Genomic DNA, 21,783 nt, shown 5'->3' on the forward strand with positions numbered 1-21,783 from the left:
CGGACGATCAGGCGTCCGTCCCGGCCAGCACCAGGGAGAGCCGGCCGGTCCCCGTCCCCGCGAGGCGCACCGGCATGCCCCAGTCCTGCTGATGGACGTGACAGGCCGGGAACTCGACGGCCGGGTCGTCGTCGCAGGACGCGGCCATCGCGGAGACGTGCAGCACGCCCTCCGGCACGGAGGGATCCAGGTCGAGGGCGCGGGGCAGTTCCGTCCCCGCGCCCTCGCCTTCGCGTAGCAGCTCCGGCGGGGTCGACGAGACCAGCAGCCGCGTGGCGGGGCCGTAGCGGTCGTCGAGCTTCTGCCCCGCGGGGGCCTGGAAGACGACGTCCAGCCGCAGCCGCCCCGGGGCGACCTCGGTCGGCTCCCGCCGGGTGCGGTGGGTCACGTCCGGGACCTTCACCGCCTCCTCCGGCAGCCGCAGCCGGGTCAGCCGGTGCCGTGCCGACTCCACGACCACGATGTCGTCGCCGTCCAGCACGGCGTCGCTGGGCTCGCGCAGGTCCGTGGCCAGGGTCGTCACCTCACCGGTCGCCGGGTCGTAGCGGCGCAGGGCGTGGTTGTAGGTGTCGCTGACGGCGACCGAGCCGTCGGGGAGGGCCGTGACGCCCAGCGGATGCTGGAGCAGGGCCTGCGCGGCGGCGCCGTCCCGGTGGCCGAAGTCGAACAGGCCCTGGCCGACGGCGGTGTGGACCGAGCCGTCGGGATCCACCCAGCGCAGCGCGGACGTCTCCGAGTCGGCGAGCCAGAGCCGCTCGGGCGTGGCGGCGAGGCCCGAGGGCTGCGCGAACCAGGCCTCCTCCCCGGGTCCGTCGACCAGCCCCTCGTCGGTCGTCCCGGCCATGACGCACACCGTCCCCTCCTGGGGGTCGTACGCCCACAGCTGGTGGACCCCGGCCATGGCGATCCACAACCGGCCCCGCCACCAGGCCACGTCCCAGGGGGAGGACAGGTCGACCTCGCGGGCCGGGCCCGAGGTGGGGGAGCCCCGCCACCACTGCCGGCCCGTGCCGGCGAGGGTGGTGACCTCGCCGGTGGCGAGGTCCAGTCGCCGCAGGGCGTGGTTGACGGTGTCGGCGACGACCACCGACCCGTCGTCGAGAAGGGCGAGCCCTTGCGGCTCGCTGAACGTTGCCGTGGCGGCGGACCCGCCGGCGAAGCCCCGGGTGCCGGCGCCGAATACGCGCACCACGCTCTCCCCGTCCGCGGCGAGTTCCACCAGCCGGTGCCGGGTCGTGTCGCTCACCAGGAACGTCCCGCCCGGCAGCAGCACCGCCTTGCCCGGGAAGCGCAGCACCGTGGGCTCCGGCTCCGGCGCCACGTACGGTCCGTCGCCGCGCCGCAGGGTGCCCTTGGCGGTGTGCTCCTCCTCCAGCTCCCCGACCAGCCGCTCGATGGCGTGCACGTGCCCCTCACCGGCGTGCTGGGCGACGACGTACCCCTCGGGGTCGATCACCACGAGCGTCGGCCAGGCACGCACGGCGTACTGCTTCCACGTGGCCAGCTCCGGGTCGTCGAGCACCGGGTGCTCCACCCCGTAGCGCTCCACGGCGTCGGCGACCGCCCCGTGCTCCGCCTCGTGCGCGAACTTCGGGGAGTGCACCCCGATGACGACGACCGTGTCCCGGTGCTTCTCCTCCAGCTCGCGCAGCTCGTCCAGGACGTGCAGGCAGTTGATGCAGCAGAAGGTCCAGAAGTCCAGGATGACGATGCGTCCGCGCAGGTCGGTGAGGCTGTACCGGTGTCCGCCCGTGTTCAGCCAGCCGCCCTTGCCGGTCAGTTCGGGGGCGCGGACGCGGGCGCGTCGGGGTGCGGCGTCGTTCATGACCCCAGGGTGTCATCCGGCTCCGGCGCCCGGTCGAGGGCGTGACCGGTCGTGGCGTCCACGTGGTCCGGTACCTCGTCGTGGCGGTCGCCGACGGTGAGGGTGCCGGTGGGTTCGAACATCAGGATCGCGGTCGGGACGGGTGCGTACGGCCGGTGCTCGGTGCCGCGCGGGACGGTGAAGACACTGCCCGCGGGCAGGACGACCGTGCGCTCGCCGGCCGGTTCGCGCAGGTTTATGCGGAGTTCGCCGTCGAGGACGAGGAAGAACTCGTCGGTGTGGTCGTGGACGTGCCAGACGTGTTCGCCCTCGACCTTGGCGATCCGGACGTCGTAGTCGTTGACGGCGGTGACGATGCGCGGGCTCCAGTGGTCGGAGAAGGAGGCCAGGGCGTGGGCGAGGGAGACGGGTTCCGGAGTCATGAGGTGATCCTCCGGGGTTCCGGGCGGTCCGCACGAGTGCTAGGAATCGCACATGTCGCAAGGATCGTCGCAGCGCCCGCACCCGCATCCGCTGCGGAGGACCGCGCAGCGCCCCCACCGGGTCGCCGTGATCGTGGACGAGGGCACCAACCCTTTCGAGGTGGGGGTGGCCACCGAGCTGTTCGGGCTGCCGAGGCCCGAACTGGGGCTGCCGGGGCCGCTGTACGAGGTGACGCTGTGCGGGCCCGCGCCGGAGATCCGGATGAACCACGGCTTCTGCACGCTCACCGGCGTCCCGGGCCTGGACGCCGTGGACGGGGCGGACACGCTGGTGGTGCCCGGCCGTCCGGACAACGTCGTGCCCCGGGTCCCGGCCGTCCTGGACGCCATCCGGCGCGCGCACGCGCGGGGCACCCGGGTCGTGAGCTTCTGCACGGGCACCTTCGCGCTCGCCGAGGCCGGACTGCTGGACGGCCGGCGGGCGGCGACGCACTGGCGCTGGGCGGACGCCTTCCGACGGCTGCACCCGCGGGTGCTGCTGGAGCCGGACGTGCTCTTCGTCGACGAGGGCGACGTGCTCACCGCGGCGGGCAGCGCGGCCGCGCTCGACCTCGGGCTGTACGTCTGGCGCCGTGACCACGGCGCGGAGATCGCCAACCACGTCTCGCGCCGGCTGGTGTTCGCCGCGCACCGGGACGGCGGGCAGCGGCAGTTCGTGGAACGGCCGGTGCCCGACGTGCGGGACGCGTCCCTGGCGCCGCTGCTGGCGTGGGCCGAGGAGCGGCTGGCCGAGCCGCTGACGGTGGCGGACCTGGCCGCCCGCGCGCGGGTCAGCCCCGCCACGCTGCACCGCCGCTTCCGCGCCCAGCTCGGCACGACCCCGCTGGCGTGGCTCACGGCCGAGCGCGTGGCGCTGGCCTGCCGGCTGATCGAGCGGGGCGAGGAGCGGCTGGAGGTGGTGGCGGCCCGGAGCGGTCTCGGCACGGCCGCCAACCTGCGGGCGCGGCTGCGGCGGGCGACCGGGCTCAGCCCGTCGGCCTATCGGCGGCGTTTCGGCGGCGGCGGCGGGGAAGCCCTGGTCCCATGAGATTCCTCGTGTACGACCGGCTCCTCGGCTTCGGTGACGACTACTGGATCGAGGACGAGCACGGCGCCAAGGTGTTCCTCGTCGACGGCAAGGCCCTGCGCCTGCGCGACACCTGGGAGCTGAAGGACCCCCAGGGCCACGTCCTGGTCGACATCCACCAGAAGATGCTCGCCCTGCGCGACACGATGGTGCTCCAGCGGGCCGGTGAGCCGCTGGCGACCATCCGCCGCAAGCGGCTGTCCCTGCTGCGCAACCACTACCGGGTGTCCCTGGCCGACGGCAGCGAACTGGACGTCAGCGGCAGGATCCTGGACCGGGAGTTCGCCGTCGAGTACGACGGTGAGCTGCTCGCGGTGATCTCCCGGCGGTGGCTGACGCTGCGGGACACCTATGGCGTGGACGTCGTGCGCGAGGACGCGGACCCGGCGCTGCTGATCGCGGTGGCGGTGTGCGTGATCCACCTGGCGGAGAAGGAACGGGAGGACTGAGGACGCCCGGTCACGCCCGGTCAGGGCCTGCGCGGCGGCTGGAGTCCCAGGATCCGGTCCTTCAGTGCCGGGAACTGCTCGCGGGTGGTGGCGACCTTCCCCGGGTCGAACTCCACGGTGAGGACCTCCTCGTCCGCACCGGCCTCGGCCAGCACCTCGCCCCAGGGGTCGACCACGATCGAGTGGCCGGACTGGGGGACCCCGGCGTGTGTCCCGGCCGTCGCGCACGCGAGCACGAACGACTGGTTCTCCACGGCCCGGGCCCGGGCCAGCAGCGTCCAGTGGGACCGGCGGCGCTCGGGCCAGCCCGCCGACACCACGAGCGTCTCGGCCCCGGCGTCGACGAGCCCGCGGAAGAGTTCGGGGAAGCGGAGGTCGTAACAGGTGGCAAGGCCCAGGTTCGTCGTGGGCAGACGGACCGTCACCAGTTCGCCGCCCGCGCCCATCAGCACGGCCTCGCCCTTGTCGAAGCCGAAGCGGTGGATCTTGCGGTAGGCGGCGGCCAGGTCGCCGGAGGGCGAGAAGACGAGGGAGGTGTTGTACAGGGGGCCGTCCGGGTCCCGCTCGGGGATGGAGCCGGCGTGCAGCCAGACGCCCGCGTCGCTCGCGGCCTTGGCCATCGCCTCGTAGGTGGGCCCTTCGAGCGGCTCGGCCTCCGTGCCGAACGCGTCGTAGGCGAACGCACCCGTGGTCCACAGCTCCGGCAGGACGACGAGGTCGGCGCCCGCCTGGTCCCGGACCAGGGAGGCCGCCCGCCGGCGGCGCGATTCGACCGATTCGCCCTCGTCTACGGCGATCTGGATCACAGAGGCGCGCACACTACCACCGTCCTGGCATTCGAGCCGTCCACACGGGCCTACGATCGTCACACGAAAGCACTGCCGGGGTGCCTCACAGCAGCGTAACTTAGCTCGCAAGACGCCCGCCGACAGCCGCCACCTCCCACTGGCAACGCCGCCACCACCTGCCCGTGCACCGACCGCCGAGGGGTCCCGTTCCGTGAGTCTGCATCCCACCCTCCAGCCCTACGCCGACGCCTGGACCCACTCCATCGAAGCGATATCCGAGCTGGTCCAGCCGCTCGCGGAGGCCGAATGGAACCGGCGGACGCCGTGCCCGGGGTGGTCGGTGCGGGACATCGTCTCCCACGTCATCGGCCTGGACTGCGAGATGCTCGGCGACCCGCGCCCCATCCACACGCTGCCGCGGGACCTGTTCCACGTCACCAACGACCACCAGCGCTACATGGAGATGCAGGTCGACGTCCGCCGGCACCACACGGCGCCGGAGATGACCTCCGAGCTGGAGTACGTGATCATCCGCCGCAACCGCCAGCTGCGCAACGACTCGCGTGACCCGGGCGCGAAGGTGCGCGGGCCGCTCGGGGCGGAGCTCACGCTGGAGGACTCCATGCGGCGGCACGCCTTCGCGGTGTGGGTGCACGAGCAGGACCTGCGCACGGCCCTCGGCCGGCCCGGCAACCTCGACTCCCCCGGCGCGCACGTCACCCGGGACGTGCTGCTCGGTGAACTCCCGCGCGTGGTGGCGGAGGACGCGCAGGCGCCGCGCAGCTCGGCGATCGTCTTCGACGTGCACGGCCCGGTGGAGTTCCTGCGCACGATCCGCGTCGACATCAACGGCCGCGGCACCCTGGAGACGGCCCCGGCCCTGGGACCGGCCGCCACGCTCACCCTCGACTGGGAGACCTACGTCCGCCTGGCCTGCGGCCGGGTGACGCCCGAGGCGGTCTCGGACCGGCTGAAGACGGAGGGCGACCCGGACCTCACGGCGGCGATCCTGCGCAACTTCACGGTGACGCAGTGACCCGGCCGCGGGCAGGCGTGCCGCCGGGGTGATGGGGAGCCGAGAGTGCGGGCTCGGGAGAGGCACCTCGGCGCACCGAGCTGCGCACCCACCCGGCCCCGGCACGACACCCCGCCCCCTGCACCCGCCTCCCGGCTCCCGGCTCCCGGCTCCCGGCTCCTGGCTCCGGAAAATCCCGTGCCGGCGTCCCGTCGCCCGCCGTAGCGTCCCCTGCCATGACCTCACCGCCCGGCCGCTCCGGCCGCCTCACCTTCCACGGCCCCCTGTCCGAGACCCGGGCGGACGCCCTCGTACGACGCCTCGCCGCACACGCCACGGGCACCGTCCTGGACATCGGCTGCGGCCGGGGCGAGCTCATGCTGCGCCTCCTGGCCGCCGTGCCGCGGGCGACGGGCATCGGTATCGACCTCGACGCCGAGGACCTGGCGCGCGGCCGGCAGGCCGCCGAGGCCCGCGGCCTCGCCCCCAGGGTCCGCTTCCTGGAGGAGTCCGCCACCGGCACGCCGCACGGCCCGGCCGACCTCGTGCTGTGCGTGGGCGCGAGCCAAGCCCTCGGCAGCGGTCCGGCCGAGGCGCTCGCCGCGCTCCGCCGCCTCGTCGCCGACGGGGGCCGGGTCCTGCTCGGCGAGGGCTTCTGGCAGCGCACGCCGACCGCCGCCGAACTGTCCCGCATGTGGCCGGGCGCCGCCGCCACCGACCACCCCGGCCTGCCGGGCCTGATCGACCTGGTGATCGCGGCGGGGTTCCGGCCGGAGTGGGCGGAGACCGCGAGCCTCGACGAGTGGGAGGCGTTCGAGTCGGCGTACCTGGCGGACACCGAGGTGTGGCTCGCCGAGCACCCCGGCCACCCGCAGGCCGAGGAGACCCGGCGGCGGGCCGACCGGCACCGCACCGCCTGGCTCACCTACCGCGGCGTCCTCGGGCTCGCGTACCTCACGCTCGTGCCCGTGACGGCCCGTTGACCGGGTGAGAGGCGACCGGGTGACCAGGCGACCGGGTGACCAAGCGGCCGGGTGACCAGGCGGCCGGGTGACTACGCCGGGACGTGCACGGTCTCCACCCGGCTCGCCACCAGCCGCTCCCGCTCCCGCCGCGCCGCCCGCCTGCGCAGCCGCAGGATCTGCGTGACGCCGAGCGCCTGGAGCACGAAGACGGCGGAGAAGGCGACCGTGTAGTCGTCGCCGGTGGCGTCCAGCAGCACGCCGATCGCGAACAGCGTGGTCATGGACGCCACGAAGCCGCCCATGTTGGTGATGCCGGAGGCGGTGCCCTGCCGCTCGGGCGGGTTCGCCGGGCGGGCGAAGTCGAAGCCGATCATCGACGCGGGCCCGCACGCCCCGAGTACCGCGCACAGGGTGATCAGCAGCCACATCGGGGCGTGCGGGGCGGGGTGGAGCAGCGTCGCCGCCCACAGGGCCGCCGTCGTGCCGACCGTGCCGAGCGCGAGCGGCAGCCGGGCCCCGTGGTGCCGGGCGATGATCTGGCCGTAGACCAGGCCGACGACCATGTTGGACAGCACCACCAGCGTGAGCAGTTCACCGGCCGTCGCCCGGGACAGCCCCTGCGCCTCGACCAGGAACGGCAGGCCCCACAGCAGCAGGAACACCATCGCCGGGAACTGGGTGGTGAAGTGCACCCACAGGCCCAGCCGCGTCCCCGGCTCCCGCCAGGAGGCGGCGATCTGGCGCCGTACGTAGGCCGCGCCCCGGTGCGGGACCGGCTGCGGTTCGTGGCCCTCCGGGTGGTCCTTGAGGAACAGCAGGACCAGCACGAACACCACGGCTCCCGCGGCGGCGCTGCCCGCGAAGGCGGCGGTCCAGCCGACGCCGTGCAGCAGCCGGGCCAGGACGAGTGTGGAGACGAGGTTGCCCGCCATGCCCACCAGACCCGCGAACTGCGCGACGAGCGGCCCCCGCCGGGCCGGGAACCACCGGGTGCCCAGCCGCAGCACGCTGATGAACGTCAGGGCGTCACCGCAGCCGAGCAGCGCCCGGGAGGCGAGCGCCATGCCGTACGACGGGGAGAACGCGAAGCCCAGCTGCCCGGCCGTGAACAGCACCGCGCCGAGCGCCAGCACCTTCTTGGTGCCGAGCCGGTCGACGAGCAGGCCGACGGGTATCTGCATGCCCGCGTAGACCAGCAGCTGGAGGATGGAGAAGGTGGACAGGGCCGAGGCGTTGACGTGGAAGCGGTCGGCGGCGTCCAGGCCGGCCACGCCCAGGGACGTGCGGAAGATGACCGCGACGAAGTAGACCGAGACGCCCACGCCCCAGACGGCCAGGGCCCGCCGCCCGCCTGGGGGTGCCCCCTCCGCGGGAGGGTCGCCGGGCAGCGCGGGGGAGCTCATCGGACCTCCCCCCGGGCCAGGTGGGAGAACCAGCCGACGTGCCGGTGGACGAGCCCGACGGCCGCCTCGGCGTCCCCGGCGCGCAGTGCGTCGAGGATCTCCTCGTGCTCGGCGAGGGTCTTGGCGATGCGGTCGGGGTGGGAGTGCATCACGGCCACGCCCATGCGCAGCTGACGGTCGCGCAGCTGGTCGTAGAGGCGGGAGAGGATCTCGTTGCCGCCACTGCGGACGATCTCGGCGTGGAAGCAGCGGTCGGTGACGGCGGCCCCGGCGAGGTCGCCGGCGGCGGCCTGCCTCTTCTGGCGGGCCAGCAGCTCCTCCAGGCGCTCGATGAGCCCGGGGGGTGCCGGCACGGCCTTGCGCGCCGCGTGCTCCTCGACGAGCAGCCGGGTCTCCACGACGTCGGCGATCTCCTGCGCGGAGACGGGCAGGACCAGGGCGCCCTTCTTGGGGTAGAGCCGGATCAGACCCTCGGCCTCCAGCCGGAGCAGCGCCTCGCGCACGGGCGTGCGCGAGACCCCGACGGCCTCGGCCAGCTCGCCCTCGGTGAGGAGCGTCCCGCCCTCGTAGCGGCGCTCCAGGACGCCCTGTTTGACGTGGGTGTAGACGCGGTCGGCGGCGGGAGGTTGCTTCACGGCCAGGGTCATGCGGACAGCATAGATACATCACGTGCGCATGGATGCATCCGTCCAGTATGCGGACTTGTATGTCACACATCTGTGGCAAAGCAGGGGTCCCGCCCGGTGTGAGCACAACCAACTGTGCTACTTACAAGTCAGACACGTGCGGCCCCCTTTCCCCTCGTCCTCAACTCGGCCGCACCGTTGGGGCATTCAACGCAATCGGGGTACTTGACTTGATAACCGGCATTAAGGGCACCCGTTTCCGCAGAGCCGCGGCCGTCGCCGTGACCACCGGCGCCATGCTCGCGACCGGAGCCCTCACCACCACGCAGGCGCAGGCCGCCGCCACGCCCTCGATCGCCGCCAAGGGCGGCTACGTGATGAACAACGCGACCGGCAAGTCGCTCTACACCAAGGCGGCCGACACGCGCCGTTCGACCGGCTCCACCACCAAGATCATGACCGCGCTGGTGGTGCTGAAGCAGTCGAACCTCAACCTGGACAGCAAGGTCACGGTCCAGAAGGCGTACAGCGACTACATCGTCGACAACAACTGGGCGTCCAACGCCAAGCTGATCGTCGGCGACAAGGTCACCGTCCGCCAGCTGCTGTACGGGCTGATGCTGCCGTCCGGCTGCGACGCGGCGTACGCCCTCGCCGACAAGTTCGGCTCGGGTTCGACGCGGTCGGCGCGCGTGAAGTCGTTCATCGGCAAGATGAACACCACCGCCAAGAGCCTGGGTCTGAAGAACACCCACTTCGACTCGTTCGACGGCATCGGCAAGGGCGCCAACTACTCCACGCCGCGCGACCTGACGAAGCTCGCCAGCGCGGCGATGAAGAACTCCACGTTCCGCACGGTCGTCAAGACGAAGAAGTACACGGCCAAGACGACCACCAAGTCCGGCGGCACGCGGACGATGGCGCCGTGGGAGAACACCAACCCGCTGCTCAGCAGCTACTCCGGCGCGATCGGTGTGAAGACCGGCTCTGGCCCGGAGGCCGGCTACTGCCTGGTCTTCGCCGCCACCCGCAACGGCAAGACGGTCATCGGCACGGTCCTGGCCTCGACCAGCGCGACGGCCCGCAAGTCGGACGCGACGAAGCTGCTCAACTACGGCTTCACCAAGTAGGACCGCTCGACGGCGAAGGGGGCTCACCGCGTCGGCGGTGAGCCCCCTTCCTCGTGTGTGCGCCGGCTACGCCCAGGTGATCAGCCGCTTGGGCTGCTCCAGGACCGCCGCCACGTCGGCCAGGACCTTCGAGCCCAGCTCGCCGTCGACCAGGCGGTGGTCGAAGGAGAGGGCCAGGGTGGTGACCTGACGGGGCTTCACCTTGCCCTTGTGGACCCAGGGCTGGAGCTTGATGGCCCCGACCGCGAGGATCGCGGACTCGCCCGGGTTCAGGATCGGCGTGCCCGTGTCGACCCCGAAGACGCCGACGTTGGTGATCGTCACCGTGCCGCCCTGCATGGCCGCCGGGGACGTCCTGCCCTCCCGCGCCGTGGCGACCAGCTCGCCCAGCGACTCGGCCAGCTGCGGCAGCGTCTTGGCGTGGGCGTCCTTGATGTTCGGCACGATCAGGCCGCGCGGGGTCGCGGCCGCGATGCCCAGGTTCACGTAGTGCTTGACCACGATCTCCTGAGCGGCCTCGTCCCAGGACGCGTTGATCTCCGGGTTGCGCTTGATCGCGACCAGCAGGGCCTTGGCGATCAGCAGGAGCGGGTTCACGCGCAGGCCCGCGAACTCCTTGTCCTGCTTCAGCTCCTCGACCAGCTTCATCGTGCGCGTCACGTCGACCGTGACGAACTCGGTGACGTGCGGCGCGGTGAACGCCGAGCCGACCATCGCCGCCGCCGTCGCCTTGCGGACCCCCTTGACCGGGACGCGGGTCTCGCGCGCGGTGTCGTAGGAGGCCGGGGCGGCGGCCGGGGCGGGCGTGGGCGCCGGCGCCGGCTCGGTCGCCTGCGGCGCGGCGGTGGCCGCGGCCACCGCCGCGTGCACGTCCTCGCGGGTGATGATGCCGTCCGGGCCGGTCGGCACGACCGTCGTCAGGTCGATGCCCAGGTCCTTGGCCAGCTTGCGGACCGGCGGCTTGGCCAGCGGGCGGTCCGCGCCGGCCGGGGCCGGAACGGTCGCCGGGGCCGGGACGTTCGCGGCCGGAGCCGCCGGCGCGTGGCCGTTCAGCTCCGTCTGGATCGCCGTCGAGGCCTGCTGGACGGGGACCTCCGGGCCCTTGCGGGGGCGGCGGCGGGTGGACGAGGTCGCCACCCCGTAGCCGACGAGGACCGGCTGGCGGCCGGAGCCCTGCGGCTTCGGCTCCGCCGCGGCCTCGGCGGCCTCAGGCTGCGGCTCGGCGACGGGCGCGGGGGCGGCGCCGCCGCTCACGTCGACCGCGATGATCGACGTGCCCACGTCGACCGTGGTGCCCTCCGGGAAGTGCAGCTCCCGCACCACCCCGTCGTAAGGGATGGGCAGCTCGACGGCCGCCTTCGCCGTCTCGACCTCGCACACGACCTGCCCGTCGGTGACCGTGTCACCGGGCTGGACGTACCACTTGAGGATCTCCGCCTCCGTGAGCCCCTCGCCCACGTCGGGCATCTTGAACTCGCGCACGGACGCTTCCGTCATCGTCGTCACGACCCTCTCCTCAGTACGCCAGCGAGCGGTCGACGGCATCCAGCACCCGGTCCAGGTTCGGCAGGTACTCCTCCTCCAGGCGGGCCGGCGGGTACGGGGCGTGGTAGCCGCCGACCCTCAGCACCGGGGCCTCCAGGTGGTAGAAGCAGCGCTCCGTGATCCGGGCGGCGATCTCCGCGCCGGAGCCGAAGAACACCGGCGCCTCGTGGACCACGACCAGGCGGCGGGTCTTCTCCACCGACGCCTGGATCGAGTCGAAGTCGATCGGCGAGACCGAGCGCAGGTCCAGGACCTCCAGGCTCTTGCCCTCCTCGGCGGCCGCGTCGGCGGCCTCCTGGCAGAGCTTCACCATCGGGCCGTAGGCGGCCAGCGTCAGATCGGTGCCCTCACGGACCACCCGGGCCTTGTGCAGCGGGCCCGGGATGGCCTCCGTGTTGACCTCGCCCTTGTCCCAGTAGCGGCGCTTGGGCTCGAAGAAGATCACCGGGTCGTCGCTCTGGATGGCCTGCTGCATCATCCAGTACGCGTCCGAGGCGTTCGACGGGCTGACCACCTTCAGGCCCGCCACGTGCGCGAACAGCGACTCGGGGGACTCCGAGTGGTGCTCGACCGCGCCGATGCCGCCGCCGTAGGGGATGCGCACGACGACGGGCATCTTGACCTTGCCCAGCGAGCGGGCGTGCATCTTCGCGAGCTGCGTGACGATCTGGTCGTACGCGGGGAAGACGAAGCCGTCGAACTGGATCTCCACCACCGGGCGGTAGCCGCGCAGGGCCAGGCCGACCGCCGTGCCGACGATGCCCGACTCGGCGAGCGGGGTGTCGATGACGCGGCTCTCGCCGAAGTCCTTCTGCAGGCCGTCCGTGACGCGGAAGACGCCGCCGAGCTTGCCGACGTCCTCGCCCATGATCAGGACCTTGTCGTCGGACTCCAGGGCGCGGCGCAGCGACTCGTTGATCGCCTTGGCCAGTGCCATCTTCTCGGCCATCTCAGTTACCCCCCTCGTCGGCGAACGACGCCTGGTACGCGGCGAACTGGGCGCGCTCCTCGTCGACGAGCGCGTGCCCGTCCGCGTAGACGTTCTCGAAGATCGCGAAGTGGTCCGGGTCCGGCATGGCGCGGACCGCCTCGCGTACTCGCCTGCCCAACGCCTCGGACTCGGTCTCCAGTTCCGCGAAGAACGACTCGTCCGCGTGGCCCGAGGCCTCCAGGTACCGGCGCAGGCGCAGGATCGGGTCCTTGGCCTCCCAGGCCTGGCGCTCCTCGTCGCCCCGGTAGCGGGTGGGGTCGTCGGAGGTGGTGTGGGCGCCCATGCGGTACGTGAACGCCTCGACGAGGGTGGGGCCCTCACCGCTGCGCGCCCGCTCCAGCGCCCAGCGGGTGACCGCGAGGCAGCCGAGCACGTCGTTGCCGTCGACCCGGACGCCCGGGAAGCCGAAGCCCTGGGCGCGCTGGTAGATCGGCACGCGGGACTGCTTCTCGGTCGGCTCGGAGATGGCCCACTGGTTGTTCTGGCAGAAGAACACGACCGGGGCGTTGTAGACCGCGGAGAAGGTGAACGACTCGGCCACGTCGCCCTGGCTGGAGGCGCCGTCGCCGAAGTAGGCGATCACCGCGCTGTCCGCGCCGTCCTTGGCGACGCCCATCGCGTAGCCGGTGGCGTGCAGCGTCTGGGAACCGATGACGATCGTGTAGAGGTGGAAGTTGTTGCCGTTCGGGTCCCAGCCGCCGTTGTTCACGCCGCGGAACATGCCGAGCAGGTTGGTCGGGTCCACGCCGCGGCACCAGGCGACGCCGTGCTCGCGGTAGGTGGGGAAGACGTAGTCGTCGTCGCGCAGGGCCCGGCCGGAGCCGATCTGGGCGGCCTCCTGGCCGAGCAGCGAGGCCCACAGGCCCAGCTCGCCCTGGCGCTGCAGGGAGGTCGCCTCGGCGTCGAAGCGGCGGGTGAGCACCATGTCGCGGTAGAGGCCGCGGAGCTCTTCCGGGGTGACACCGGCGACGTACTTGTCGAACTCGGCGTTCTTGACGCGCTTGCCCTCGGGCGTCAGCAGCTGCACGAGCTGGGGCTCGGTGCCCTTCGCGCCGGCGTCCTTCTTGGCGGTGGTGCGGGTGGTGCGCTTGGTGCCGGTGGTGCCGGCCTTGCTTCCGGCGCTGCGTCGCGGTGTGCGCGCGGCAGTGCTCTCCACGGTCACGTGTGCTCCTCCGTCGGTCCGGCCCCCGGGGTTGCCGGTAGGCCAGTGCGGCTCACCTGTTCTCGGCCCACGGGACACGGGGTGGGTGCCACTCGGCCGGGAACAGGCGTGACAGGTGCCCCGGCGAGCGCCCTGCAGAAAGCACGTTACCCAGTGCGCCACATTTCTGTGAAACCCCTCCTGACCTGCGATTTTGCTTGGATATCCAAGTAAATCGGGAAGGCGGCGAAGGGGCCCTGGTCACAGCCTTGCAGGAGGCCGGAGCTACCGCACGTTAACCCGGTGACCCAGGTCACGGGAAGAGTTCTTTTCTCGGCGTGCCCGAACGACGCGCGCGCGTGGGCCCCGTCTCCGGGTCCCACGCGCGCGTGGATCATGTTTTTCGCCGCGGCGGTCAGGTACCGCCCTCGCCGCCCGGACCGCCGACGACGCCGGTCGTGGTGCCCGCGTCGGTGCCGCCGGCGGTGTCGCCGGTCGGGGTGCCGCCCGGGTCCGTGGGCTCCTCGTCGGTCGGCTCGCCGGTCGGCTCCTCGGTGGTCGGCTCGCCCGTCGGCTCGCCGGTGGGCGACTCGGGAGCGCTCTGCGACGGCGTGGAGGAGGGCGTGTAGGACGGCGTCCAGTCGCCGTTGCCGTTACCGGTGCCGGTGCCGTCGTCCGTGGACGTGTCGGTCGGCTCGTCGGTCGGCTCGTCGCTCGGCGTCTCGCTGGGCGTCTTGTCCTCGGCCGTCTGCGAGGACGTCGGCGACTGCTTCTTGCCCGGGTCGTCCTGGCCGTCACCGGTGTTCTGCAGGGCCAGGGCGACGCCCGCCGCGATAGCGATCACCGCGAGCACGGCGAGGATCCACAGCTTGCCGCGGCCGCTGCCCCGGTTGCCCTGCCCCTCGAAGCCGCCGTCGTCCCCGTTGCCGTAGCCGGCGGGGAGGATGGGCGAGGGGATCTGGGTGGTGCCGGAGGCGTCTCCGGGGTGGCCCATCACGGCCGTGCCGGCGAAGCCGCCCGAGGGGGTGTGCCGGCCTTCGTGCAGGTCGACCGGGCCGGTGTTCCAGGTGCCGGTGTGACCGCCCTGGTCGTAGAGCATCTGCAGCGCGTACTGGACCAGTCCGCGCATCTCCTCGGCCGTCTGGAAGCGGTCGTCGGGCTCCTTGGCCAGCGAGCGCATGACCAGGCCGTCCAGCTCCGGCGGGCAGGCGTCGGAGGCCTCCGACGGCGGGGTCGGGATGTCCTGGACGTGCTGGTAGACCACCGACAGCGGGGTCTCGCCGGTGAACGGCGGGCGCAGCGAGAGCAGCTCGTAGAGCAGGCAGCCCGTGGCGTACAGGTCGGAGCGGTGGTCGACGGCCTTGCCGAGGGCCTGCTCGGGGGAGAGGTACTGCGGGGTGCCCATGACCATGCCGGTCTGCGTCATCGTCGTGGACGCGCCGTGGAGGGCGCGGGCGATGCCGAAGTCCATCACCTTCACGGCGCCGTTGTGCGTGATGATGACGTTGGCGGGCTTGATGTCGCGGTGCACGATGCCGTGCTGGTGCGAATAGGCGAGCGCCTCCAGCACACCGGAGACGATGATCAGCGCCTGCTCGGGGCCCGGCGCCTCGGCGTTCATCAGCAGGTCGCGGATGGTGCGGCCCTCGACCAGCTCCATGACGATGTACGGCACGGACTGGCCGCCGACGAAGTCCTCGCCGGAGTCGTACACGGCGACGATCGCGTGGTGGTTGAGACCGGCGACCGACTGGGCCTCGCGCGTGAAGCGCGCCTTGGACACCGGGTCCTCGGCGAGGTCGGAGCGGAGCAGCTTGACGGCGACGGTGCGTCCGAGGCGGACGTCCTCGGCGGCGAACACCTCGGCCATGCCGCCCCGGCCGAGTCTGCGGGTCAGCCGGTACCGGCCGTCCCCGACCAGCCCGCCGTTGCCCCAGAGCTCAGGCGCGTCCGACATGCCGCCGCCGGACGCCTCGGGGTCGGACGGGCCCTGAGCGGCCTGCTGCTGTGCCATCAGTCCTCGCCGTCGTTTCTGCCCGCGGTGCGCGCGGTGTTGTTACGGTCTCCGTCGGCCACGCTACAGCCTCCGCGCAAGCCTCCGGTCCGAGACGGGTGCCAGGACCGGCACGAGACGGACGGGCCATGAAACCTTCACCCCGTGCCGTCGTGCAAATTCTGTGTACCGGCCGTACGCCCCCTGTAACGCTTCCGCGACGCTTCTTTCGCGTACGGTCACGGAACGGGCACCGAGCTTGACGTGTCAGTGCCCTGGGGCAGACTTGGCCGGGAATGGCGGTTTGGATCAGCGACAGTCGGCGGCGCCTGCAGGGGCTACGGGGGACGGGGAACATGAGCCAGGACGGCGCACAGGGCCAGTACACGGGGCGGGCGCTCGCCAATGGCCGCTATCAGCTGCGTGACCTGCTCGGCCAGGGCGGCATGGCCTCGGTGCACCTCGCGTACGACAGCGTGCTCGACCGGCAGGTCGCCATCAAGACACTCCACACGGACCTCGGCCGGGAGCAGGCGTTCCGCGAGCGCTTCCGCCGCGAGGCCCAGTCCGTGGCCAAGCTCACGCACACCAACATCGTCTCGGTCTTCGACACCGGCGAGGACACCCTCGACGGCATGACGACGCCGTACATCGTCATGGAGTACGTCGAGGGACGCCCGCTCGGCTCGGTCCTCGACGAGGACGTCCGGCAGCAGGGCGCGATGCCCGCCGACAAGGCGCTGAAGATCACCGCCGACGTGCTCGCCGCCCTGGAGATCAGCCACGAGATGGGCCTGGTCCACCGGGACATCAAGCCGGGCAACGTGATGATGACCAAGCGCGGCGTGGTCAAGGTCATGGACTTCGGCATCGCCCGCGCCATGCAGTCGGGTGTGACGTCGATGACGCAGACCGGCATGGTCGTCGGCACCCCGCAGTACCTCTCGCCGGAGCAGGCCCTCGGCCGCGGCGTCGACGCCCGCTCCGACCTGTACTCGGTCGGCATCATGCTGTTCCAGCTGGTCACCGGGCGGCTGCCGTTCGACGCCGACTCGCCGCTGGCCATCGCGTACGCGCACGTGCAGGAGGAGCCGCCGGTCGCCTCCACCATCAACCGGGCGCTGCCGCCGGCCGTGGACGCGCTGATCACCCGCGCCCTGAAGAAGAACCCGAACGAGCGCTTCCCGAGCGCGGAGGCCATGCGCGGCGAGTGCCTGCGGGTGGCGGCGTCCTTCCAGGCCGCGCCGCCGAGCATCGTGCCGGGTACGCAGGCGCAGAGCGGGGCGGGCGTCGGCTCTGCCGTGTTCCCGCCGGTCGACCAGGCGACGCCGGCCCCGTCGGGCCAGGTGCAGACGCCGTACCAGCCGACCCCGCCGCCCAACCCGTACGGCACGCCGGCCCCGTCCCCGGCCTACGGCTATCCGCAGCAGGGCGGCTACCAGACGCCGAACCCGGCCGCGTACTCCCCGCAGCCCGGGCCGTCGACCCCGCCGCCGTACAACCTGACGCCCCAGTCCGGGACCGCCCCCTCGGGCGGCGGCCGGAGCAACAAGCCGGTGATCATCGGCTCGGTCATCGTGTCGATCGTCGCGGTGGGCGGCCTGGTCACGGCGTTGCTGATGAACGGCGGCGGCGAGGACGACAAGGGCGGGGGCGGCAGCTCGGCCAGTGCGTCGGCGTCCGCGGAGAAGAAGCCCGGCTACCGCGCCCCGGACCCGACGAAGACGATCGAGGCCGAGGAGTGCACCGAGCCCCAGGAGTCGTACAACGACCCCGAGAAGATCGAGATCCCGGACTTCAAGTTCAAGAACATCCAGTCGGTCAAGGCCTGCGCCCAGGCGGCGGGCTGGCAGATCGACACCAAGAACGTCGACGAGAACACCTACGGCGAGGGCACGGTGATGAACCAGTTCCCGTCCAAGGGCACCGACGTCGACCCGGACGACATGCCGACGATCGAGCTCAACGTCTCGACGGGCAACCCGCCGTCCTGACGCCCCGGACGGTCCGGACATGAGGAAGGGCCCGGCGGCTCCGGCCGCCGGGCCCTTCTCGTCCGTGGGACTGCGCCCGAGGTCTACAGGTACGGGCCGCCGGAGCGGCCGCCGGGTTGCTGCTCGTCGAGGCCCTCGTGGCCGACGCCGGGCGGAAGGGCGCGGCGCATCTGCTCCAGCTGGGCGCGGGCCGCCATCTGCTGGGCGAACAGCGTCGTCTGGATCCCGTGGAAGAGCCCCTCCAGCCAGCCGACCAACTGGGCCTGCGCGATACGCAGTTCCGCGTCGCTCGGGGTGCCCTCGTCCGTGAACGGCAGGGAGAGCCGCTCCAGCTCCTCGACGAGCTCGGGCGCCAGACCGTCCTCCAGCTCCTTCACCGAGCTGGCGTGGATCTCCTTGAGCCGGACCCGGCTGGCCTCGTCCAGGGGAGCCGCGCGCACTTCCTCCAGCAGCTGCTTGATCATGCTGCCGATCCGCATGACCTTCGCGGGCTGCTCCACCTGCTCCGTGACCGGGGTCTCGCGGGAGTCCTCGTCCCCACCGCCGCCGCCGAGCGCCATGCCGTCCTGGCCCACGACCAGGATCTGCGGGTTCTCCGGCGACCTTTCGTTCCTCGGCATCTCCATGCGGCCATTCTCTCGCACGCCCGCACCTCGCCGGTGCGGTGCCCCCGGGTGAGGCCGGTTCGCCGCCGTTCCGCCCGTCGGCCGAACCCGGAGTGCCGCGCGGGCGGGGTGGTGTGAGGCTGATGACCTCGACAGGACCCGACTTGCCGTTACTGCCCCACCGGGCACGGCGGGAGGGGGTCACCCACGTGACTCCATGGCTACGCGCACTGCGGGTGGCGGGACTGGTGCTCGCCCTGGGGGCGGGTGCGGTCGTCGCACCGTACGGGGCCGTGCGGTCCCACGCCGCCGTGCCGACCGACGACGAAGTGACCGGTGCGGGGGCCGTCGCCGCCCCGTCCGCCCGGCCGGCCCCGTCCGGGACGGGAGAGCCCTCCCGGGCCGGGAGCCGGGCGGGCGAGGGGCGGGAGCGGCCGGGGCGGCCGGAGAGCACCGGGGAGGAACCGGACGCCGGCCGCAGCGCCGCGCCCGAGGCGTCCCGCGAGGCCCTCCCGCCGCCCACCGCACCGGCGGAGCCGCCCGTGCGGGAGGCCGCCGCCGCCCGGGCCGACCGCCCCGTCGGCCCGGTCCTGCGGATCCTGCCGCTGGGCAGCGGGCTGGTGCTGATCGGCCTCGGTCTCGCCCTGGCGTTCGTCGGACTCCGGCTGCGGCGCCCGGGCCCCTACTAGGCCGTGTCCGCGGCGCTCCGCGGCGTGATCAGCAGCACCTTGCCGATGTGGCCGCTCTCCTCCACGACCCGGTGGGCGGTGGCCGCCTCCGGCATCGGCAGCTCACGGTCGACGACCGGGCGCAGCCGGCCGCCGGCGAACAGCGGCCAGACGTGTTCGCGGACGGCCGCGACGATGGCCGCCTTCTCCTCCCGCGGCCGGGCCCGCAGGGACGTGGCGGTGACGGCGGCCCGCTTGGCGAGCAGGGCGCCGATGTTCAGCTCGCCCTTGACGCCGCCCTGCATGCCGATGATCGCGAGCCGGCCGTTGACGGCCAGCGCCCTGACGTTGCGCTCCAGGTACTTGGCGCCCATGTTGTCGAGGATGACGTCGGCCCCGGCGCCGTCGGTGGCCTTCCTGACCTCCTCGACGAAGTCCTGCTCGCGGTAGTTGACCAGGATGTCCGCGCCCAGCTCGGCGCACCGCTCCAGCTTCTCCTTCGTGCCTGCCGTGACGGCGACCCGGGCGCCGACGGCCTTGGCCAGCTGGATGGCCATGGTGCCGATGCCGCTGGAGCCGCCGTGCACCAGCAGCGTCTCGCCGGGACGCAGGTGGGCGACCATGAAGACGTTCGACCAGACCGTGCAGACCACCTCGGGCAGCGCCGCGGCCTGCTTCAGGTCCACGCCCTCGGGCACGGGCAGCAGCTGCCCGGCCGGGACGGCCACCTTCTCGGCGTAGCCGCCGCCGGCCAGCAGAGCGCACACCTCGTCGCCGACGTTCCAGCCGGAGACGCCCGGGCCGATGCCGGCGATCCGCCCGGAGCACTCCAGGCCGGGGTAGGGGGACGCGCCGGGCGGCGGGTCGTAGAAGCCCTGCCGCTGCAGGAGGTCGGCGCGGTTGACGGCCCCGGCCGTCACCTCGACCAGGACCTCGCCCTCGCCGGGCACCGGATCGGGGACCTCGTCCCAGACCAGCGCCTCGGGCCCACCGGGTTCGGGAATCGTGATCGCATACATGTAGGGGACGCTACCCCTAGGTCCCGGGACCGAGTCCGGTCCGTCGCCGGGCCGGTGTCCGCTGGTCCCTTGGTCCGGTCCTCGCGAAAACCGGTGTGCGGGACCGATGAGTTTGCGCGACGGTAAAGGTCTCCCCATGCGTAGCCCCCGTGCACCGGAAGGACCCGAAGCATGAGCACGCAGACGTCCGGCCTGGCGATCGAGACCGCGGGCCTGGTGAAGACCTTCGGCGAGACGAGGGCCGTCGACGGCGTCGACCTGGCCGTGCCCGCGGGCACGGTCTACGGCGTCCTCGGCCCGAACGGCGCCGGCAAGACCACCACCGTGAAGATGCTCGCCACGCTCCTGCGGCCCGACGGCGGCCAGGCGCACGTCTTCGGGCACGACGTCGTCCGTGAGGCCGACGAGGTGCGCGGCCGGGTCAGCCTCACCGGCCAGTACGCCTCGGTCGACGAGGACCTCACCGGCACGGAGAACCTGGTCCTGCTGGGCCGGCTGCTCGGCCACCACAAGAAGGCCGCCCGGGACCGCGCCGCACAGCTGCTGGAGGCCTTCGGGCTCACGGAGGCGGCGGCCAAGCAGGTCAAGCAGTACTCGGGCGGCATGCGGCGCCGGATCGACATCGCCGCGTCCATCCTCAACACCCCCGACCTGCTCTTCCTGGACGAGCCGACGACCGGTCTGGACCCGCGCAGCCGCAATCAGGTGTGGGAGATCGTGCGGGCGGTGGTCGCCCAGGGCACCACCGTGCTGCTGACCACGCAATACCTGGACGAGGCCGACCAGCTGGCGTCCCGGATCGCCGTCATCGACCGCGGCCGGGTGATCGCCGAGGGCACCAAGGGCGAGCTGAAGTCGTCGGTGGGCGCCGGATCCGTCCACCTGCGGCTGCGCGACGCCGACCAGCGGCCCCTCGCGGCCGATCTGCTGCGCCGGACGCTGGACGCGCGGGTGCAGCTGGAGCCCGACCAGGTGGCCCTGACCGCCCGTCTCGGCACGGCGGCGAACGACGACTCGGCCGCCGAGCAGGCCGCCCGCGCGCTGAGCGAACTGGCCCGGGCCGGGATCACCGTCGACAACTTCTCCCTGGGCCAGCCCAGCCTGGACGAGGTGTTCCTCGCGCTCACCGGGCACGACACGCACGACTCCCCCGAGCACTCCACCGACCGGAAGGACGAGGTGGCGGCATGAGCACCGCGACGACCACCGAGAGCAAGGAACTCGCCCCCGTCAGCACCGAGTCCCTCGCCGCGCTGCTCATCGCCAAGGAGCGGCCGCCCCGGCCCAGCGCCTGGTCGGCGTCGATGACCTTCGGCTGGCGGGCGATCCTGAAGATCAAGCACGTGCCGGAGCAGCTCTTCGACGTCACGGCGTTCCCGATCATGATGGTGCTGATGTACACGTACCTGTTCGGCGGGGCGCTGGCCGGCTCGCCGAAGGAGTACATCCAGTTCCTGCTGCCGGGCATCCTCGTGATGTCGGTCGTGATGATCACGATGTACACGGGCGTCTCGGTGAACACCGACATCGAGAAGGGCGTCTTCGACCGGTTCCGCAGTCTGCCGATCTGGCGGCCGTCGACCATGGTCGGCTATCTGCTGGGCGACGCCCTGCGGTACACGATCGCCTCGGTCGTGATGCTGACCGTCGGCATGATCCTCGGCTACCGGGCGGACGGCGGCGTCGGGGGAGTGCTCGCCGGGATCGCGCTGCTGGTGCTGTTCTCGTTCGCCTTCTCGTGGATCTGGACGATGTTCGGGCTGCTGCTGCGCACCGAGAAGTCGGTGATGGGCGTCAGCATGATGGTGATCTTCCCGCTCACGTTCCTGTCCAACGTCTTCGTCGACCCGAAGACCATGCCGGGCTGGCTGCAGGCCTTCGTCAACAACAGCCCCGTCACGCATCTGGCGTCGGCGGTGCGCGGTCTGATGGCCGGTGACTGGCCGGCCGCCGAGGTCGCCTGGACGCTGGGCTGGGCCGGGCTGTTCGTGCTGGTCTTCGGGCCGGTCACGATGCGGCTGTACAACCGCAAGTGACGCCTGCGGACGGGACCGGCCCCCGCGCACTCGCCTCGTGCG

Annotated in this window: 20 protein-coding genes; 9 read left to right on the forward strand and 11 right to left on the reverse strand. The window is 72.4% G+C overall.

Annotated elements, in window-relative coordinates; all coding sequences use genetic code 11:
* Positions 1-7: 7 nt before the first annotated feature.
* Together ACIGAQ_RS21905 and ACIGAQ_RS21910 are read right to left on the reverse strand one after the other, a co-directional pair.
* Entirely contained in the window at positions 8-1,825 is a 1,818-nt protein-coding gene (locus tag ACIGAQ_RS21905) for an NHL domain-containing thioredoxin family protein (protein ID WP_399785194.1), read from the reverse strand.
* Entirely contained in the window at positions 1,822-2,247 is a 426-nt protein-coding gene (locus ACIGAQ_RS21910; protein ID WP_399785196.1) for a cupin domain-containing protein, read from the reverse strand. Before ACIGAQ_RS21910 ends, ACIGAQ_RS21905 begins: the two co-directional genes overlap by 4 nt.
* 52 nt (positions 2,248-2,299) lie before the next feature.
* Between ACIGAQ_RS21910 and ACIGAQ_RS21915 the strand changes: the two genes are divergently transcribed.
* Together ACIGAQ_RS21915 and ACIGAQ_RS21920 are read left to right on the forward strand one after the other, a co-directional pair.
* Complete coding sequence (locus ACIGAQ_RS21915) at positions 2,300-3,334, forward strand: GlxA family transcriptional regulator (RefSeq protein WP_399785199.1); 1,035 nt, start codon at positions 2,300-2,302, stop codon at positions 3,332-3,334.
* Positions 3,331-3,822, forward strand: a complete 492-nt coding sequence (locus tag ACIGAQ_RS21920; RefSeq protein WP_362276031.1) for an LURP-one-related family protein — start codon at positions 3,331-3,333, stop codon at positions 3,820-3,822. Before ACIGAQ_RS21915 ends, ACIGAQ_RS21920 begins: the two co-directional genes overlap by 4 nt.
* 20 nt (positions 3,823-3,842) lie before the next feature.
* On the opposite strand, the gene ACIGAQ_RS21925 is transcribed toward ACIGAQ_RS21920, so the two are convergent.
* On the reverse strand, positions 3,843-4,640 hold the full coding sequence (locus ACIGAQ_RS21925; protein ID WP_399785203.1) for a carbon-nitrogen family hydrolase: 798 nt from the start codon (positions 4,638-4,640) through the stop codon (positions 3,843-3,845).
* Between the two features lie 181 nt (positions 4,641-4,821).
* On the opposite strand from ACIGAQ_RS21925, the gene ACIGAQ_RS21930 reads away from it, so the two are divergent.
* Both ACIGAQ_RS21930 and ACIGAQ_RS21935 read left to right on the forward strand, forming a co-directional pair.
* The gene (locus ACIGAQ_RS21930; protein WP_311682465.1) at positions 4,822-5,646 is read left to right on the forward strand and encodes a maleylpyruvate isomerase family mycothiol-dependent enzyme; all 825 of its coding nucleotides are present in this window, start codon (positions 4,822-4,824) and stop codon (positions 5,644-5,646) included.
* Between the two features lie 215 nt (positions 5,647-5,861).
* Complete coding sequence (locus tag ACIGAQ_RS21935; RefSeq protein ID WP_399785206.1) at positions 5,862-6,608, forward strand: SAM-dependent methyltransferase; 747 nt, start codon at positions 5,862-5,864, stop codon at positions 6,606-6,608.
* A gap of 71 nt (positions 6,609-6,679) precedes the next feature.
* On the opposite strand, the gene ACIGAQ_RS21940 is transcribed toward ACIGAQ_RS21935, so the two are convergent.
* A complete protein-coding gene (locus ACIGAQ_RS21940) occupies positions 6,680-7,993 on the reverse strand; it encodes a nitrate/nitrite transporter (protein WP_399785209.1) in 1,314 nt (437 codons plus the stop codon).
* Complete coding sequence (locus ACIGAQ_RS21945) at positions 7,990-8,640, reverse strand: GntR family transcriptional regulator (RefSeq protein WP_311682472.1); 651 nt, start codon at positions 8,638-8,640, stop codon at positions 7,990-7,992. Before ACIGAQ_RS21945 ends, ACIGAQ_RS21940 begins: the two co-directional genes overlap by 4 nt.
* Positions 8,641-8,849: 209 nt before the next feature.
* Here ACIGAQ_RS21945 and ACIGAQ_RS21950 point away from each other — a divergent pair, with 209 nt between their 5' ends.
* Positions 8,850-9,749 (forward strand): D-alanyl-D-alanine carboxypeptidase family protein, encoded by a 900-nt coding sequence (locus ACIGAQ_RS21950; RefSeq protein WP_399785212.1) that lies wholly within the window; start codon positions 8,850-8,852, stop codon positions 9,747-9,749.
* A gap of 66 nt (positions 9,750-9,815) precedes the next feature.
* Here ACIGAQ_RS21950 and ACIGAQ_RS21955 read toward each other — a convergent pair whose 3' ends face one another.
* The 4 genes from ACIGAQ_RS21955 to ACIGAQ_RS21970 form a co-directional block, all read right to left on the reverse strand.
* Positions 9,816-11,246 (reverse strand): dihydrolipoamide acetyltransferase family protein, encoded by a 1,431-nt coding sequence (locus ACIGAQ_RS21955; RefSeq protein ID WP_399785895.1) that lies wholly within the window; start codon positions 11,244-11,246, stop codon positions 9,816-9,818.
* Positions 11,247-11,265: 19 nt separating this feature from the next.
* Entirely contained in the window at positions 11,266-12,243 is a 978-nt protein-coding gene (locus tag ACIGAQ_RS21960) for an alpha-ketoacid dehydrogenase subunit beta (RefSeq protein WP_311682477.1), read from the reverse strand.
* A 1-nt stretch (position 12,244) separates the two neighbouring features.
* On the reverse strand, positions 12,245-13,447 hold the full coding sequence (gene pdhA, locus ACIGAQ_RS21965; protein ID WP_311682478.1) for a pyruvate dehydrogenase (acetyl-transferring) E1 component subunit alpha: 1,203 nt from the start codon (positions 13,445-13,447) through the stop codon (positions 12,245-12,247).
* Positions 13,448-13,841: 394 nt separating this feature from the next.
* Complete coding sequence (locus ACIGAQ_RS21970; protein ID WP_399785216.1) at positions 13,842-15,440, reverse strand: protein kinase; 1,599 nt, start codon at positions 15,438-15,440, stop codon at positions 13,842-13,844.
* Between the two features lie 335 nt (positions 15,441-15,775).
* Here ACIGAQ_RS21970 and ACIGAQ_RS21975 point away from each other — a divergent pair, with 335 nt between their 5' ends.
* Positions 15,776-17,413 (forward strand): protein kinase, encoded by a 1,638-nt coding sequence (locus ACIGAQ_RS21975; RefSeq protein ID WP_362276010.1) that lies wholly within the window; start codon positions 15,776-15,778, stop codon positions 17,411-17,413.
* Positions 17,414-17,496: 83 nt separating this feature from the next.
* On the opposite strand, the gene ACIGAQ_RS21980 is transcribed toward ACIGAQ_RS21975, so the two are convergent.
* A complete protein-coding gene (locus tag ACIGAQ_RS21980) occupies positions 17,497-18,039 on the reverse strand; it encodes a bacterial proteasome activator family protein (RefSeq protein WP_399785220.1) in 543 nt (180 codons plus the stop codon).
* 188 nt (positions 18,040-18,227) lie between these two features.
* Here ACIGAQ_RS21980 and ACIGAQ_RS21985 point away from each other — a divergent pair, with 188 nt between their 5' ends.
* Positions 18,228-18,707 (forward strand): hypothetical protein, encoded by a 480-nt coding sequence (locus ACIGAQ_RS21985; RefSeq protein WP_399785223.1) that lies wholly within the window; start codon positions 18,228-18,230, stop codon positions 18,705-18,707.
* Here ACIGAQ_RS21985 and ACIGAQ_RS21990 read toward each other — a convergent pair.
* Entirely contained in the window at positions 18,704-19,705 is a 1,002-nt protein-coding gene (locus ACIGAQ_RS21990) for an NAD(P)H-quinone oxidoreductase (RefSeq protein WP_311682487.1), read from the reverse strand. The two genes, ACIGAQ_RS21985 and ACIGAQ_RS21990, sit on opposite strands and share 4 nt — an antisense overlap.
* Before the next feature lie 171 nt (positions 19,706-19,876).
* Here ACIGAQ_RS21990 and ACIGAQ_RS21995 point away from each other — a divergent pair, with 171 nt between their 5' ends.
* Together ACIGAQ_RS21995 and ACIGAQ_RS22000 are read left to right on the forward strand one after the other, a co-directional pair.
* On the forward strand, positions 19,877-20,896 hold the full coding sequence (locus ACIGAQ_RS21995) for an ATP-binding cassette domain-containing protein (RefSeq protein WP_311682488.1): 1,020 nt from the start codon (positions 19,877-19,879) through the stop codon (positions 20,894-20,896).
* Positions 20,893-21,741, forward strand: coding sequence for an ABC transporter permease (locus ACIGAQ_RS22000; protein WP_311682490.1), 849 nt, complete (start codon positions 20,893-20,895; stop codon positions 21,739-21,741). Before ACIGAQ_RS21995 ends, ACIGAQ_RS22000 begins: the two co-directional genes overlap by 4 nt.
* Positions 21,742-21,783: the final 42 nt, after the last annotated feature.

This window comes from Streptomyces sp. NPDC085932 (genome assembly GCF_044540525.1).
Lineage (GTDB): Bacteria > Actinomycetota > Actinomycetes > Streptomycetales > Streptomycetaceae > Streptomyces > Streptomyces levis.

What these genes read in the sequence shown, in the direction of transcription:
- ACIGAQ_RS21905 (WP_399785194.1), bottom strand. Translation starts at nt 1,825, where the DNA reads ATGAACGACGCCGCACCCCGACGCGCCCGCGTCCGCGCCCCCGAACTG.
- ACIGAQ_RS21910 (WP_399785196.1), bottom strand. Translation starts at nt 2,247, where the DNA reads ATGACTCCGGAACCCGTCTCCCTCGCCCACGCCCTGGCCTCCTTCTCC.
- ACIGAQ_RS21915 (WP_399785199.1), top strand. Translation starts at nt 2,300, where the DNA reads ATGTCGCAAGGATCGTCGCAGCGCCCGCACCCGCATCCGCTGCGGAGG.
- ACIGAQ_RS21920 (WP_362276031.1), top strand. Translation starts at nt 3,331, where the DNA reads ATGAGATTCCTCGTGTACGACCGGCTCCTCGGCTTCGGTGACGACTAC.
- ACIGAQ_RS21935 (WP_399785206.1), top strand. Translation starts at nt 5,862, where the DNA reads ATGACCTCACCGCCCGGCCGCTCCGGCCGCCTCACCTTCCACGGCCCC.
- ACIGAQ_RS21940 (WP_399785209.1), bottom strand. Translation starts at nt 7,993, where the DNA reads ATGAGCTCCCCCGCGCTGCCCGGCGACCCTCCCGCGGAGGGGGCACCC.
- ACIGAQ_RS21945 (WP_311682472.1), bottom strand. Translation starts at nt 8,640, where the DNA reads ATGACCCTGGCCGTGAAGCAACCTCCCGCCGCCGACCGCGTCTACACC.
- ACIGAQ_RS21955 (WP_399785895.1), bottom strand. Translation starts at nt 11,246, where the DNA reads ATGACGGAAGCGTCCGTGCGCGAGTTCAAGATGCCCGACGTGGGCGAG.
- ACIGAQ_RS21960 (WP_311682477.1), bottom strand. Translation starts at nt 12,243, where the DNA reads ATGGCCGAGAAGATGGCACTGGCCAAGGCGATCAACGAGTCGCTGCGC.
- ACIGAQ_RS21970 (WP_399785216.1), bottom strand. Translation starts at nt 15,440, where the DNA reads ATGGCACAGCAGCAGGCCGCTCAGGGCCCGTCCGACCCCGAGGCGTCC.
- ACIGAQ_RS21975 (WP_362276010.1), top strand. Translation starts at nt 15,776, where the DNA reads ATGAGCCAGGACGGCGCACAGGGCCAGTACACGGGGCGGGCGCTCGCC.
- ACIGAQ_RS21980 (WP_399785220.1), bottom strand. Translation starts at nt 18,039, where the DNA reads ATGGAGATGCCGAGGAACGAAAGGTCGCCGGAGAACCCGCAGATCCTG.
- ACIGAQ_RS21990 (WP_311682487.1), bottom strand. Translation starts at nt 19,705, where the DNA reads ATGTATGCGATCACGATTCCCGAACCCGGTGGGCCCGAGGCGCTGGTC.
- ACIGAQ_RS21995 (WP_311682488.1), top strand. Translation starts at nt 19,877, where the DNA reads ATGAGCACGCAGACGTCCGGCCTGGCGATCGAGACCGCGGGCCTGGTG.
- ACIGAQ_RS22000 (WP_311682490.1), top strand. Translation starts at nt 20,893, where the DNA reads ATGAGCACCGCGACGACCACCGAGAGCAAGGAACTCGCCCCCGTCAGC.